11 protein-coding genes are annotated in these 14,104 nt (G+C 71.0%); 9 read left to right on the top strand and 2 right to left on the bottom strand.

Translation table 11 applies throughout. The features are described 5' to 3' along the window. Positions 1-1,474 (top strand): PAS domain-containing methyl-accepting chemotaxis protein (locus tag QZ749_RS20035; RefSeq protein ID WP_296950359.1); only part of this gene is annotated, 1,474 nt, incomplete at its 5' end. A gap of 145 nt (positions 1,475-1,619) precedes the next feature. Further along, entirely contained in the window at positions 1,620-2,078 is a 459-nt protein-coding gene (locus QZ749_RS20030) for a hypothetical protein (protein WP_296950357.1), read from the top strand. A 27-nt stretch (positions 2,079-2,105) separates the two neighbouring features. Here QZ749_RS20030 and QZ749_RS20025 read toward each other — a convergent pair whose 3' ends face one another. Continuing rightward, positions 2,106-3,008 carry a LysR family transcriptional regulator gene (locus tag QZ749_RS20025; RefSeq protein ID WP_296950355.1) on the bottom strand — a complete coding sequence of 301 codons (903 nt, stop codon included), beginning with the start codon at positions 3,006-3,008 and terminating at the stop codon, positions 2,106-2,108. Between the two features lie 109 nt (positions 3,009-3,117). On the opposite strand from QZ749_RS20025, the gene QZ749_RS20020 reads away from it, so the two are divergent. From QZ749_RS20020 to QZ749_RS20000, 5 genes are read left to right on the top strand one after another with little or no spacing between them, the layout of a single operon-like run. Beyond that, a complete protein-coding gene (locus QZ749_RS20020) occupies positions 3,118-4,209 on the top strand; it encodes a porin (protein WP_296950352.1) in 1,092 nt (363 codons plus the stop codon). Between the two features lie 12 nt (positions 4,210-4,221). Further along, positions 4,222-5,019, top strand: a complete 798-nt coding sequence (locus QZ749_RS20015) for a substrate-binding domain-containing protein (protein WP_296950349.1) — start codon at positions 4,222-4,224, stop codon at positions 5,017-5,019. Between the two features lie 53 nt (positions 5,020-5,072). Next, positions 5,073-6,413 carry an MFS transporter gene (locus QZ749_RS20010; protein ID WP_296950346.1) on the top strand — a complete coding sequence of 447 codons (1,341 nt, stop codon included), beginning with the start codon at positions 5,073-5,075 and terminating at the stop codon, positions 6,411-6,413. A gap of 53 nt (positions 6,414-6,466) precedes the next feature. Continuing rightward, the gene (locus QZ749_RS20005; protein WP_296950343.1) at positions 6,467-7,234 is read left to right on the top strand and encodes a class I SAM-dependent methyltransferase; all 768 of its coding nucleotides are present in this window, start codon (positions 6,467-6,469) and stop codon (positions 7,232-7,234) included. Between the two features lie 9 nt (positions 7,235-7,243). After that, positions 7,244-8,509: a cation:dicarboxylate symporter family transporter gene (locus QZ749_RS20000; protein ID WP_296950341.1), complete on the top strand. Its 1,266-nt coding sequence runs from the start codon at positions 7,244-7,246 to the stop codon at positions 8,507-8,509. A gap of 79 nt (positions 8,510-8,588) precedes the next feature. Here the strand turns inward: QZ749_RS20000 and QZ749_RS19995 are convergent, their stop codons facing one another. Continuing rightward, complete coding sequence (locus tag QZ749_RS19995; RefSeq protein WP_296950337.1) at positions 8,589-9,452, bottom strand: LysR family transcriptional regulator; 864 nt, start codon at positions 9,450-9,452, stop codon at positions 8,589-8,591. A 168-nt stretch (positions 9,453-9,620) separates the two neighbouring features. Between QZ749_RS19995 and QZ749_RS19990 the strand changes: the two genes are divergently transcribed. Together QZ749_RS19990 and QZ749_RS19985 are read left to right on the top strand one after the other, a co-directional pair. Beyond that, positions 9,621-10,370: an SDR family NAD(P)-dependent oxidoreductase gene (locus QZ749_RS19990; RefSeq protein WP_296950361.1), complete on the top strand. Its 750-nt coding sequence runs from the start codon at positions 9,621-9,623 to the stop codon at positions 10,368-10,370. Positions 10,371-10,730: 360 nt separating this feature from the next. After that, a partial coding sequence (locus QZ749_RS19985) for a DUF4347 domain-containing protein (protein WP_296950335.1) occupies positions 10,731-14,104 on the top strand: 3,374 nt, incomplete at its 3' end.

The raw sequence follows: 14,104 nt of genomic DNA, 5'->3' as shown, positions 1-14,104 counted from the left end.
GATCGGCGCACCGCAGAACATCGTACGCCACCCCGACATGCCGCCCGAGGCGTTCGCCGACCTGTGGGCGACCATCGGCAGCGGCCGGCCATGGAGCGGCATGGTGAAGAACCGCTGCAAGAACGGCGACTTCTACTGGGTGATGGCGAACGTGACCCCGGTCCTCGAGCACGGCAAGGCGGTCGGCTACATGTCGGTCCGCACCAAGCCGTCGCGCCAGGAGGTGGCGGCCGCCGAACGCACGTATGCCGCCATGCGCGACAAGCCGGGGAGCGTCGTCCTGCGCCAGGGCCGGCTGGTCGACACGGGCCTGCGCGGCCGGCTGGCGGCGCTGGGGAACATGCGCATCGCCACCCAGGCCGCGCTCCTGGCCGCGCTGACCACCGCGGGCGCCATCGCGCTCGGCGCCGGCGCCGCCACGGCATGGCAGGCCGGCCTGGCGCTGCTGGTGGGCCTGGCCGGCATCCTGTCGTGGTTCCTGGTCCAGCGGCGCATCCTCCAGCCGCTGCGCGGCGCGACGGCGCTCGGCCTGCGGCTGGCCGGCGGCGACATGACCACGCTGCACTGCGCCGCGACGGACAGCGAGATGGGGCGGCTGGTCTCGGCCCTGCGCCAGGTCGGCATCAACCTGCGCAGCGTCATCGGCGACGTGCGGACGAACTTCGGCCAGATGCGCGTCGCCAGCAGCGAGATCGCGCAGGGCAATCTGGACCTGTCGGGCCGTACCGAAACGCAGGCGTCCAACCTGCAGCAGACCGCGGCCAGCATGGAGGAACTGTCGCGCAGCGTCGAGGACAATGCGCAGCACGTCGCGACGGCGTCGGCACTGGCCGAGAAGGCCGTGGAGACCGCCACCCAGGGCCAGGCGTCGGTCGCGACGATGCTGGCGTCGATGGACGCCGTCGCCGCCTCCTCGCGCCAGGTGCTGGACATCATCGGCATGATCGACGCCATCGCCTTCCAGACCAATATCCTCGCCCTGAACGCCGCGGTGGAGGCGGCGCGCGCGGGCGAACACGGACGCGGCTTCGCGGTGGTCGCGAGCGAGGTGCGCAGCCTGGCGGCGCGCTGCAGCGCGTCGGCCCGGGACGTCGCGCAACTCGTCAACGCCTCGCTCGCGAAGGTCGACGACAGCGTGCGCATCAGCCATGTCGTCGGCGAGCAGGTCCACCACGTCACCGCGGCGATCGGGGACGTCAAGCAGGTGATGCACGAGATCGCCATCGCGGCGCGCGAACAGTCGCGCGGCATCGCCCAGGTGAACGCGGCCGTGTCCCACCTCGACGGCCTGACGCAGCAGAATGCCGCCCTGGTCGAGCAGGCCGCCGCGGCCACCGTGAGCGTGGTCGAGCAGACCGACGGCATCGCCAATGCCCTGGCCGTGTTCAAGCTCGACGATGCCGGCGCGCCCGCCAGGGAAGCGGCCGACCGCCGTTCCGTCCCCCGGCGGCAACCGGTAGCGCAGATCGGCTGAGCCGGCGCCCCCTGCCCCGCCGCATCGGTGCAGCAGCGCACCGATGCCCGGCCGGCGCCGGCGTATGGTGACGGGACAGGCGGGCGCACCGGCCGGCGACGCGCCGGGCCGGGCGCCCTTCGTTCACCTCGTCGATGGGAGTCTCATGCACAAGCACAAAGCCGCCATACTCGGAGGACTGGTCGCCGGCGTCGTCACGACCGCCTTCATGGTCGCCGGCCGCAAGACCGGCCTGCTGACCAAGACGCTGGACCGCGACGCGGTCGACTGGATCGACCGCACCACGGACTCGCGCGCCGTGATCGGCGACACCGGCACCAGCGTCGTCGAATTCGCCAACCACCTGGGCGCGTCGGCCGCCTTCGGGGCCGCCCTGCCGACGCTGCGCGCGTGCGCGCCGGACCTGTCGCCGGTCGCGCTGGGCACGCTGTACGGCACCGCGCTGTACGCCGTCAACATCGCCGGCATCGCGCCGCTGCTGGGCATCACGGAGGGCGAGGTGCAGGCCGGCCCGCGCAAGGCCGGCGAGCGCTGGGCCGTGCACGTGCTGCAGGCCGTGGTCACGGCGCTGGTCGCCGAACGGCTGGAGCGCTTGCCCAACTGAGTCCGCGCGCGCGTCCGCCGCGCCGCGTCATGCCGGCGCGCGCAGCGACTGCGCCAGCATGTCGAACAGCGTGCGCGCCGCCGGCGCCATGCTGTGGTCGCGCCGCGTGATCAGGCCGAGCGTGCGCTTGATCTCGGGGTTCACCAGCGGCACGCCGACGATGCCGTCCTGCCGCCCCGGCCGCACCGACAGGCCGGGGACCGCCGCCACGCCCAGGCCCGCCTCGACGAGCGCCAGCACGCCGGACACGTGGTTCACCTCGCACAGGATCACCGGGTGCTTCTCGATGCCGGCCAGCGCGGCGTCGATCACGGTGCGGTTGCCGCTCGACTTGGCGACCGAGATGTAGCGCTCCTCCACGGTCTCCTTCCAGCTCAGCACCTTGCGCCGCGCCAGCGGATGGTCGGGCCGCATCGCCAGCACATAGCTCTCGACGTGGACCGGCTCGAACACGATCTCCGGGTTTTCCGCGCCGGCGAAGTTGATGCCGAAATCCGCCTCCCCGCGCAGCACGAGGTTCAGCACGTCCTGGGCGCTCTCGTCGTGCACGCGCACGCGGATGCGCGGGTAACGCGCGGAAAAGCGCCCCAGCACCTCGGGCAGGAAATGCCAGACCGCCGACGGCACGCACGCCAGCGTCACCGTGCCGGTGCGGTGCGCGGCCAGGTCGGCGATGCCCAGCACGGCGTCTTCGAGGCCGTCCAGCGCCGTGCGCACGTTGACGAGGAAGGTCTCCCCCACATTGGTCAGCTGCACGCGCCGCGTGGTGCGCTCGAACAGCTTCACGCCCAGGCTTTCCTCCAGCTTGTCGATGCGCCGGCTCAGGGCCGACTGCGACAGGAACAGGTCGGCCGCCGCCTGGCGGAAGCTGGCCCGTTCGGCGACGGCGACGAAGGCCTGCAGGTCGAGGATGTCGTAATTGATGCGCATGACGCAAGAATACGCCAGAAAATTGCAATTATCAAATCAGTCGTTCTGGCGGATCATTGGCGCCATAACACCACCAGCCTCGACAAGAAGGCCATTCATGGAGACAACCATGCGCCATCCAAGCGTCCTCGCGGCACTGCTGTTCGCCACCACCCCTTGCCTGGCCCAGTCCAGCGTCAATCTCTACGGCATCGTCGATGTGGGCCTGCGCTCGCTGCACGGTTTGAGCGCCGGCAATACCCCGCTGCCGTCGGGCAGCGTGAACGCCGTCGCCAGCGGCGTCGACAACACCAGCCGCTGGGGCATCCGCGGCCAGGAAGCGCTCGGTGGCGGTTGGAACGCCGTGTTCCGCCTCGAAGGCGGTATCAACGCCGACACCGGTACCCAGGCCAAGAACGACCGCCTGTTCGACCGCCTGGCCTGGGCCGGCCTCGAGACCCCGTACGGCACGCTGGCGCTGGGCCGCCAGACGAACCTGGTGTCCGACGCGCTGATCCCCGTCGACCCGCTCGGCAAGCGCTTCGCCTCGTTCAACCCCAACGTCAACGTCGCGGGCCTGAGCAACACCAGGTTCGGCACCCATGGGTTCGGCACGCAGTACGGTCCCAGCGGCTACGCCGACAATTTCTACCGCCTCGACAACACGATCAAGTACACCGCCACCGTCGGCCCCTGGCAGGCGCGCGCCGCCTACTCGGCCGGCGAGGTGGCGGGCGATGCCGACGCCTCGTCCGCGCAGGGCGTGGCGCTGGCCTACCAGCAGCGCGACTGGACGGTGTCGGGCGCCACGATGCGCCTGCGCAGCCGCGAGGGCCAGCCGCTGGACGCCTGGTCGCTCGGCGCCGCCGTGCGCCTGGACGCCTGGCAGTTCAAGGCCAACGCGGCCCGCAACACCGCCGACACGGGACCGGGCCAGAGCGTCCACCAGCGCATCCTGTCGGCCGGCGTCAACCGCGCCATCGGGCCGGGCCTGCTGCTGACGGCGGCCTGGTACGGCGTGCGCCGCGACGCCACCGGCCACCCGGACGACGGCTTCGACCGCGAATTCCTGTTCGTCGAGAAGTCGCTGGCGCCACGCACCACCGCCTACGTCGAAGCCGACTACACGACCTGGCGCGGCGACGCCGCCGGCACCACCGCATCCCGCCCGAACGACCGCCACGGCGCCGCCCTGACGCTGGGCCTCATGCAGAAATTCTAAGGAGACGTCACCATGCGACCACACCACTTCATCCTGCGCGCCGGCGCGGTGCTCGCGACCCTCGCGTTCGCCGCCGGCGCAGCCGGCGCCGCCGACCTGCGCGTCGTCAGCTCGGGCGGTTTCGCCCAGGCCTACAAGGACTTGTCCGGCCCTTACGAACAAGCCAGCGGCGACCACCTGGTCTCCGAATGGGGCCCGTCGATGGGCGCGACGAAGAACGCGATTCCCGCGCGCCTGGCGCGCGGCGAACCGATCGACGTCGTCATCATGGTCGGCGACGCGCTCGACAAGCTGATGGCCGAGGGCAAGCTGGAACCGGGCAGCAAAGTCGTGCTGGCGAATTCGCCGATCGCCTGCGCCGTGCGCCACGGCGCCGCCAGGCCGGACATCGGCACCGTCGACGGCCTGCGCAAGGCCTTCCTGCAGGCGCGGCACGTCGCCTATTCGGACAGCGCCAGCGGCGAATACATCAAGCGCGAGCTGATGGACAAGCTGGGCATCCGCCAGCAGATGGAAGGCAAGGCCGCCCAGATCCCGGCCACGCCGGTGGGCGAGATCGTGGCCCACGGCGACGCCGACTTCGGCTGCCAGCAGCGCAGCGAACTGCAGCCGGTCAAGGGCATCGACATCGTCGGCCTGCTGCCGCAGGAAGTACAGCTGAAGACCGAGTTCTCCGGCGCCGTCGTGCGCGGCAGCCGCCATGCCGGCGAGGCGCGCGCGCTGCTGCGCTTCCTCGCCGCGCCGGCCAACGCGCCAGCCATCGAGGCGACCGGGCTCGAGCCGGTCGCGCCCATGCACGCCGCGCACTGAACGCCACCCTTGCGCCGGCCCCGCGCCGGCGCCCATTCTTTCGAGAGGCCACCATGTCCATCCAATCCACCACCGGGGCCGGCCACGCCGCTCCTGCCGCGCCGGCCGCGCACGGCGCCGCCCAGCCGGCGCGCCCGCAATCGAAGCTGGCGACCGTCATCCGCGTGACGAGCGGTAACTTCATCGAGATGTACGACTTCTTCCTGTTCGGGTTCTACGCCAGCCACATCGCCGCCGCGTTCTTCCCGGCCACGAGCGAGTACGCCGCGCTGATGATGACCTTCGCGACGTTCGGCGCCGGCTTCTTCATGCGCCCGCTCGGCGCGATCTTCCTGGGCAGCTACATCGACCGCATCGGGCGCCGCAAGGGCCTCGTGCTGACGCTGGCGATCATGGCGTCCGGCACGGCGCTGATCGCCTTCGTGCCCGGCTACGCCACCATCGGCATGCTCGCGCCGCTGCTCGTGCTGGTCGGCCGCCTGCTGCAGGGCTTCTCGGCCGGCGTGGAACTGGGCGGCGTGTCGGTCTACCTGTCCGAGATGGCCACGCCCGGCCACAAGGGCTTCTACGTCAGCTGGCAGTCGGCCAGCCAGCAGCTCGCCGTGATCTGCTCGGCCGCGCTGGGCTACGGCCTGAACCAGGCGATGCCGAAGGACGTCATCGCCGACTGGGGCTGGCGCATCCCGTTCTTCATCGGCTGCTCGATCATCCCGATCGTGTTCTACATCCGCAAGTCGCTGCAGGAAACCGAAGCCTACCTGGCGCAGAAGACGCGCCCGACCTTCGGCCAGATGATGCGCACGATCGGCGCCAACTGGCTCCTGGTCACCGTCGGCACCATGCTGATCGTGCTGACCACGGTCGCGTTCTACCTGATCACCGTGTACACGCCGACCTTCGGCAAGAGCGTCCTGAAGCTGACCACCGAGGAAAGCCTGCTGGTGACCCTGTGCGTCGGCGTCTCGAACTTCATCTGGCTGCCCGTGATGGGCGCCGTGTCCGACCGCATCGGCCGCTGGCCCGTGATGGCCACCTGCGCCGCGCTGACCGCCATCACGGCCTACCCGGCGCTGTCCTGGCTGATCGCCCACCCGAGCTTCGGCAACATGGTCATGATCGAACTGTGGCTGTCCTTCCTGTACGGCAGCTACAACGGCGCGACCATCGTGGCGCTCACCGAGATCATCCCCGTGCAGATCCGCACCACCGGCTTCTCGCTGGCCTACAGCCTGGCCACGGCGCTGTTCGGCGGCATGACCCCGCTGCTGTCGACCTGGCTGATCGAGACCACCGGCGACAAGGCGGCCCCGGGCTACTGGATGGCGGGCGCCGGCGCGATCAGCCTGCTGGCCACGTTCCTGATCTACCGCGGCATCGTCAAGGCGCGCACCTGACCCGGGCGCCGCGCTCCGGGTATCATGGCGGCGACGCACTCCAGGAGCCCGACATGCCGACGTCCTCATCGCCCCCCGCCCCCGCGCGCAACTGGTTCGACCAGGGCGGCAGCGCCTACGCGCGCTTCCGCCCCGAGTATCCGCCGGCGCTGGCCGCCTTCCTGGCCGCGACGGCCCCGGCGCGGACCCTGGCCGTGGATGCCGGCTGCGGCAACGGCCAGTTGACCCAGCTGCTGGCGCCCTGCTTCGGGCACGTGATCGGCGTCGACCCGAGCGCCGACCAGATCGCGAACGCGGCGCCGGATCCGCGCATCGACTACCGCTGCGCGCCGGCCGAACGCATGCCGGTCGCGGACGGCAGCGCCGACCTGGTCACGGCGGCCCAGGCGGCGCACTGGTTCGACCTGCCGGCCTTCTACCGCGAGGTGCGGCGCATCGGCCGTCCCGGCGCCGTGCTGGCGCTGGTCAGCTACGGCGTGCTGCGCATGGACGAGGCGCTCGACGCCCGCTTCCAGGCGTTCTACCGCGACGAGATCGGCCCGTACTGGCCGCCGCAGCGGCATCTCGTCGACACGGGCTATGCCACCATCGACTTCCCGTTCGCGGAAGTCGCCCCGCCCACGCTGGAAATCCGCTGCGACTGGTCGCTGCCCCAGTTCCTCGGCTACCTCACGACGTGGTCCGCCGTGCGCAGCGCGCGCGAGGCCGGCCGCGACGCCCTGCTGGCCGCCTTCGCGCACGACATGTCGGCGGCCTGGGGCGACCCGGACACCGCGCGCACGGTGCGCTGGCCGCTGAACATGCGCATCGGGCGGCTGTAGCGGTCCGGGGTGACGCGCCCCGCGACGATCCGGCGCGCGCCGCGCCCGGCATCGATCCTGCCGCTGCTGGCCGCCATCGCGGCCGGCCTCGCGCTCGGCGTCGCCGCCCCCGCGGCGGCCGTGCACACGCACGTGCTGAGCGAACTCTTCATCCGCCTGCTCGGCTGGATCATGTGCCCGCTGGTGTTCTGCATGCTGGTCGACGGCGCGGCCGCGCTCGGCCGCAACCGCGGCGTCGGCCGCACCGGCCTGGCCATGCTGCTGTACTTCGGCGCCATGTCGCTGCTGTCGATGCTGGCGGGCCTCGTGGCCGGGGTGGTCCTCGAGCCGGGCCTCGGCATGGCCGCCGCGGCGGACGGCGGCGCGGCGCTGGCGCGCCACGGGACGCTCGCGCCGCACCTGCTGCCGAACTGGATGGCCTACCTGCCGGCGCTGCAGCCGAACAACCTGGCCGTGCTGGCCCTGGCCGTGCCGTTCGGTGTGGCCGCCGGCTTGCAGCCGCGGCTGCGCCTGCTCGACGCCGTCGGCGCCGTCGGCGCCGTGCGCGACGGCCTGCTGGCGGCGGTGCGCGCGGTGCTGTGGCTGGCGCCGGCGGCGGCGTTCGGCGCCATGGCGTCGGCCGTCGGCCGCGCGGGCCTGGCCTCGCTGCTGCCGCTGCTGCGCTTCGTGGCGGCCATCAACCTGGCCAGCATCCTGTTCGTGTTCCTCGTGTACGGCGGCGTCGCGCGCCTGGCGCGGCTGCCGCTGGCGCGCTTCCTGGTGTTCCTGCGCGACGAACTGGTGCTCGTCGCCTCCACCGGCGCGACCCTGGCGGCGCTGGCGCCGCTGAGCGACCGGCTGGCGCGCCTGGGCTGCCCGCGCCGGCTGACCGACATCGTGCTGCCGTTCTCGTATTCGCTGAACCTGTCCGGCACCTACCTGTACATCGCGATGGCGCTGGTGTTCCTCGCCGAGGCGTCGGACGTGCACCTGGGCTGGCACGAACTGGCGCTGATGTTCGGCGTCGGCCTGCTCTCGAGCAAGGGAGCGGCCGGCGTCGCCGGTTCGGCCCTGGCGACGCTGGTGGCGACGGCGGCGCTGCTGCACGTCGCGTCGGCCGACACGGTTGCGCTGCTGGTCGCGATCGACCGCACGATGAAGTGCCGGCTGCTGACCAATGTGATCGGGCACGGCCTGGCCTGCGTCGTGCTGGCGGCCGCGGACGGCAGCCTGGACCGGGAGGCGCTGCGCAGGGCCCTGGAGACGGACTGGCCGGACCGGCCACGCCGTCCCTGACGCGACGGCGCAGGGCCGAGCGGGGTGCCGCAGCGCAGGCGCCCGTCCAGGCGACGGCCGCCGCCACGCCGTCACATCGTCACGCCGTCACACCCACGCCCGCCAGGCGATCCGCGTTTTCCCGGATGAACGTGCTCACGGCATCGCACAGCAGCCGCACGCGCTTGGTGCGCCGGGTATCGCCATGGGTCAGCAGCCAGACGTCCCCGACGTGCCTGACCGGGCCGCCGGCGACCCGCACGAGCGCCGGATCGGCATCGCCCAGGAAACACGGCAGCAGCGAGACGCCCATGCCGGCGCGCGCGGCCTCGAACTGCGAGCGCATTTCGGTGAACCGGACCGGCGTCGCCGCCATCGTCATGCCGCCGCCGGGCGTCCAGTCCGCCGGCACGACCTCGTCCCGCCCCAGCAGCCAGGCCACGGGCGCCGGCGAACGGGCGTCCACCAACGCCCGGCTGGCGTAGAACGCCACGCGAAATGCGCACAGGCGCTTGCCGTAGAGGTTATCGGGCGGCATGGCCTTGCCGACCACGACGCGCAGCGCGACGTCGGCTTCGCGGTTGCCGAGGTTGACGACCGACGTCGACCCCAGCACCTCCAGGGCGATATCGGGATAGCGTTCCCGGAACGCGGTGAGCGTCGGCATCAGGAGGTCGGTGGCGAACGACACCGGCAGCGTGAAGCGCAGCGGGCCGGAAACGTCCTGGTCGCGGCCGAACACGCGGGCCTCGATCTGCGCCGACGTCGCCGCCATCTGCGCCGCCAGGTCCACGATCGCGCCGCCCGCCTCCGTCAGCCGGTACCCGGTCGCCAGCTTCTCGAACAGCCTGGTGTCGAGCTTGCGCTCGAGCCGGCCGATCGCGCGCAGGACGGTGGCATGGTTGACGTCCAGCGCGTGGGCCGCGGCGCGGACGGTGCCGCCCTTGGCGACGGCGAGGAACATGCGGATTTCATCCCAGTGATCCATGGTGCGTTTTTTCACAAGTCTTGTGCTCGATTCGCTAGTTTACCCGACGATCACCGCCCCGTAAGATCGTCGTATCCGGCAGCGCTGGTGCGGTATCGCACAGCCGCCGCCGATATTCCCAACACCAGTAAGGGCACCGACAACATGGGCAAACTCGACTCGAAAATCGCCGTCGTCACCGGCGGCTCCAGCGGCATCGGCCTCGCCATCGCCGAACGCTTCATCCAGGAAGGCGCAACGGTCTACATCACCGGGCGCCGCAAGACGGAACTCGACGCCGCCGCGCGCCGCCTCGGCGACGGCGCCAGGGCCGTGCAGAGCGACGTCTCGGACCTCGGCAGCCTCGCGCGGCTGTTCGCGACGGTACAGGAACGGGAGGGACGGCTGGACGTCCTCGTGGCCAATGCGGGCGTCATCGCCGCCAGTCCGATCCGCGACGCCAGCGAAGCGCACTTCGACGGCATGTTCGACGTCAACGTGAAAGGCACCTACTTCACCTTGCAGAAGGCGCTCCCGCTGATGTGCGACGGCGGCGCGATCGTCCTCGTGTCGTCCTGCCTGGCGACCAAGGGCTATCCGGGCCACAGCGTCTACAATGCGACGAAGGCGGCGGTGCGCTCGCTCGTGCGCACCGCCGCCGCGGAGCTGGTGGCCGATGGCATTCGCGTGAATACGCTGAGCCCCGGCCCGGTGGACACCCCCATCATCGAGGCGCAGGTCGGATCGCCGGAGGCGGCCGACGCGTTCCGACGGCAGGCGGCCGCCCACGTGCCGCTGGGCCGTATCGGACGCCCGCAGGAACTCGCGGCCGCCGCGCTCTTCCTGGCCTCCGACGACAGCAGCTTTGCCACCGGGATGGACCTGGTGATCGATGGCGGCATGACGCAGCTCTGATCCCGACATCGTCGCAGTCCACGCCACGCCGCGGCCAGCCTGGTCGCAGCGTGGGGACGGGTGGCGGGTGGCGGGACGGCCCCGTTCCGCACCGGCCATCTTTTCAAAGAGAACATTCCCCGGCCGCGCACAGGCGCCGGCGAATCCGCCGCGCGTCGCGCCCGAGCAACGCAATCCCCGTCCTTCGCAGGCAAACACAAAGCAAATCGCCCTGCGCTACCACAAATTACTTCATCAGCATTGCTTTTTGCTTGCTATGCAGAAATAATTTCCCCGTCTGTACATTCTCCCGCTCCCGCAGCGTCGCCGTCGACGCTTCATCGCCCGGGCAATCCTCACTCTCCTATTCGTGCGCTCACCATGATCGACCAAACGTTCGCCGCCGCCCAGCCGGGCTTCCTGTCCCATTCCCCCGACACCGAGGCGGGCCGTACCGAAATCGTCTTCGTCGAGGATAACGTTCCCGACCTGTCGTCGGTCCTGAACGGACTGCGCCCCGGCATCGAGTTCGTCGTACTCGACAGCAAGGCGGACGGCCTGGACCAGATCGCCGCCTACCTGCAAGGCCGTGGCGACGTCGACGCGGTCCACATCGTCTCGCACGGCAGCGAGGGCGTGGCCCAGCTGGGCACGGCCAGCCTGAGCGCCGCCACCATCGCCACCCATGCCGGCGCGCTGGCCGCGATCGGCGCGGCGCTGGCGGACGACGGCGACATCCTGCTGTACGGCTGCGACACCGGCGCGGGCGAAACCGGCCAGGCGCTGCTGCAATCGCTGTCGACGCTGACCCGCGCCGACGTGGCCGCATCGGACAACGCCACCGGCGCCGCCGCGCTGGGCGGCGACTGGCTGCTGGAGTCGCACGTGGGCACGATCGCCAGCGCCAACCCGTTCACGGGCGCCTTCGCCGCCGCCTATGCCGGCGTATTTTCCGGCACCTACGGCGATTCGGTGGTGACCACCGGGGAATTCATGATGGCAGCGGCCCGTCCCGGCCAGTCCGGCACGCTGTGGGTCAACGACGGCGGCGTCGCCAACGCCCCGTGGGGCAGCGGCGGCCCGGGACACGAACTGTCGTTCATGGTCGAGAAGATCTTCTACCCCGACACCTACAACCCCGGCGTGCGCGGCCGCTTCGAATACAACACCGGCGACGGCCAGTGGCACACGGTGCTGGTGACCTACTATGACAGCAGTGTCAACCCGCCGCTCGTCCACGACAACGGCGGCACGCCCGCGCCGTACGGCGCGCTGGTCCGCTATGTCGACGAGCGCCCGAACGACGACACCACCCAGCAGATGCACATCCGCTTCTGGGATCCCGTCAACAACACCGGCTACAACTCGTCCAGCTTCAAGGTCGCCGCCGACCTCGCGCCGACCGGCATCGGCGCCCTGACCCAGAACCTGTGGAGCGGCACCGCCAGCGGCGCCGCCATCACCGTCCTGAAAGCGATCGACACCGGCACCGCCGCCGGCGGCCTGTACGAGCTGGTCGGCCAGTCGCAGGCGGGCCTGTTCGCCCTGGACGGCGACACCCTGGTGAAGGGCAGCGGCCAACTGGCGGAGGGCCAGACCGCCACCGTCACGCTGCGCTATTACGATGCCTTCGGCCGCAATCCGGACGGCACGCCGATCCCCGGCCAGGGCGTGGAACAGACCCTGACGTTCATCGGCCGCGCCAACCCGCCCGGCCTGGGTCCCGAAGTCCACGTCAACACGACCACCGCCGGCATGCAGAACACGCCGCAAGTGGCGATCCAGCCCGACGGCAGCTACATGGTCACCTGGAGCTCCGGGTCCAGCATCGTGGCGCAGAAGTTCGATGCGGCCGGCGCCAAGGTCGGCGCGGAGTTCGCCATTGCCGCGGGCGCCAACACCTCGGCCGTCGTGGCGCTGGACAACGGCGGCTACGCGGTCGCCTATGTCGCCAACAGCAGCGACGTGAACATCCGCATCGTCGCCGCCGACGGCACCGTGGGCACGGCCAGCAGCGGCCCGTCCAACGCGGCCGGCTATCAGTGGTATCCGGTCATGACGAAGCTGGCCAACGGCGGCTTCGCGCTGGCCTGGGCGAACAACGGGAGCAACAACGACTGGGACATCATGTCGCGCGCCTTCGATGCCAATGGCGTGGCGGTGCCGGGCAGCGAATCGCTCGTCCACACCACGACCAGCGGCTGGCAGTGGAATGCCGCGCTCGGCACGCTCAGCGACGGCAACTACGTGACGGTCTGGGAAGGCAAGGACGACGGCTTCGACAACACCGCCTCCGTCATGCTGCGCGTGATGGGCGCGGGCGGTCCCGTCGGGAACATCATCACGGTGGCCGAGAACGTCGCCCAGTCGGTCTATGCGAAGGTAGCCGGACTGGCGGGCGGGGGCTTCGTGGTGGTCTACGAGGCCAGCGGCACCACCCAGGCAGGCGTGACCGACAGCGACTACGAGCACAACGTCTATGCGCGCATCTACGATGCCGCAGGCAATCCGGCAGGCCCGGCCTTCCTGGTCAATGCCGACGTGGCCGGCAACCAGCAGCAGGGCGTCGTCACCGCCCTGAGCGACGGCGGCTTCGCCATCGCCTGGGTCTCGACCACCGACCCGCAGGGCAATTCGGACGTGTTCGGCCGGACCTACGACGCCGACGGCACGCCGCGCCAGGGCTACGACATGCTGCTCAACGAGAGCGGCCGCGCGAACTACCAGAACCAGCTTGCCCTCGTCCCGCACGGCCAGAGCGGCTTCATCGCCACCTGGGCCGATGCCAGCGCCGACGGCAGCGCCGGCGGATCCGACGACGTCGGCATCACCATGCGCGTGGTCGACCCGGGCGCCGCCAACCACCCGCCGCACCTGTCCGGCAATGCGACGCTCGCCGCGATCGCCGAGGACGTGCCCAGCCTGGACGTGGAAGACGTGACCGACAGCGCCAATCCGCCGCCCAACCGGGGCACGGACGTGGCCGACCTGCTCCGCGATGCCGGCTTCAGCGATGCCGACGGCGACGCCGCAGTCGGCGTGGCCATCAGCGGCAACGCGGCCGATCCGCTCACCGAAGGACGCTGGCAGTATTCGACCGACGCGCAAGGGAAGTTCTGGAAGGACATCGGCGCCGTCTCGGCCACCTCGGCGCTGCTGCTGCCGGCCGGCGTGGCCGGCGCCCACATCCGCTTCGTGCCCGTGGCAGACTTCCATGGCACCCCGGGCGCCCTGACGGCGCACGCCATCGACGCGACCGGCGCCGGCCTGCCCTATTCCCTGTGGGACGGCAGCACCGAAACCGGCCAGCGCCTGGACCTCACCACCCTCGACGGCACCGGTCCGGTCTCCAACGGCGTCAGCTGGGGCGTCCAGGTCACCGCCGTCAACGACGCGCCGGTCATCAGGCACTTCGACCACGGCGACGACCAGACCTTCACGGTCGGCGGCGACGCCGTCCTGGTCGACCTGGGCGGCAATGCCGCGGTCGCCGACGTCGACAACGCCAGCTTCGCCGGCGGCACGCTGAACGTCAAGGTCATCGCCCGCGATGCCCGCGACACGCTGGGCCTGAAGGGCGACGCCGGCATTCCCGCGCTCGCCGAGTTCGTCGGTGGCACCGACGTCGTCATCGACGGCCTGGTCATCGGCACCGTGACCGCCACGTCCCATTCCTACGCCTTCGCGATCGACCTGAATGCGAACGCGACGCCGGCGACCATCGCGACGCTGCTGCGCCACCTGACCTTTTCCAC

Origin of the sequence: uncultured Massilia sp. (assembly GCF_913773735.1) — a bacterium.
In the GTDB taxonomy this organism is placed as follows: domain Bacteria; phylum Pseudomonadota; class Gammaproteobacteria; order Burkholderiales; family Burkholderiaceae_D; genus Telluria.
Note: the sequence above shows the minus strand (reverse complement) of the source record. Positions and strands in the feature narration are given on the sequence as shown.

Bases quoted from the DNA above. Each gene is read 5' to 3' on its own strand.
- QZ749_RS19995 (WP_296950337.1), bottom strand. From the start codon at position 9,452: ATGTTCCTCGCCGTCGCCAAGGGCGGCACCGTCCGCGCCGCGGCCCAC.
- QZ749_RS20020 (WP_296950352.1), top strand. From the start codon at position 3,118: ATGCGCCATCCAAGCGTCCTCGCGGCACTGCTGTTCGCCACCACCCCT.
- QZ749_RS19990 (WP_296950361.1), top strand. From the start codon at position 9,621: ATGGGCAAACTCGACTCGAAAATCGCCGTCGTCACCGGCGGCTCCAGC.
- QZ749_RS20010 (WP_296950346.1), top strand. From the start codon at position 5,073: ATGTCCATCCAATCCACCACCGGGGCCGGCCACGCCGCTCCTGCCGCG.
- QZ749_RS20025 (WP_296950355.1), bottom strand. From the start codon at position 3,008: ATGCGCATCAATTACGACATCCTCGACCTGCAGGCCTTCGTCGCCGTC.
- QZ749_RS20005 (WP_296950343.1), top strand. From the start codon at position 6,467: ATGCCGACGTCCTCATCGCCCCCCGCCCCCGCGCGCAACTGGTTCGAC.
- QZ749_RS20030 (WP_296950357.1), top strand. From the start codon at position 1,620: ATGCACAAGCACAAAGCCGCCATACTCGGAGGACTGGTCGCCGGCGTC.
- QZ749_RS20015 (WP_296950349.1), top strand. From the start codon at position 4,222: ATGCGACCACACCACTTCATCCTGCGCGCCGGCGCGGTGCTCGCGACC.